We start from the raw sequence: 249 nt of genomic DNA, 5'->3' as shown, positions 1-249 counted from the left end.
GCGCCGCAGGCGGTGCCGGTGCCGCGCTCCGCCTGGTCGTCGACGGGCTGATCAAGGCTCGCGTCCGGATCGCCTACCCGCTGGGAACCACAGTGATCAACGTCACCGGTTCGTTCTTGCTCGGCCTGGTGACTGGCCTGGCGCTCACCCATTTTCTGCCTGTGGAATGGCGGCTGATCCTCGGAACCGGGTTCCTCGGCGGCTACACGACCTTCAGCACGGCAAGCTTCGAAACCGTTCGCCTCGAAC

The 249-nt window shown here is 65.9% G+C and carries 1 protein-coding gene; it reads left to right on the top strand.

Translation table 11 applies throughout. From position 1 onward, the window contains the following. On the top strand, nt 1–249 hold a 249-nt coding region (locus AC1RPN_RS09140; RefSeq protein ID WP_481763869.1), incomplete at both ends, for a fluoride efflux transporter FluC.

It is taken from the genome of Dellaglioa sp. CoH-57-MRSF-20 (assembly GCF_056781955.1).
The sequence above is the reverse complement of the archived record's forward strand: the minus strand, read 5'-3'. Positions and strand labels throughout refer to the sequence as shown.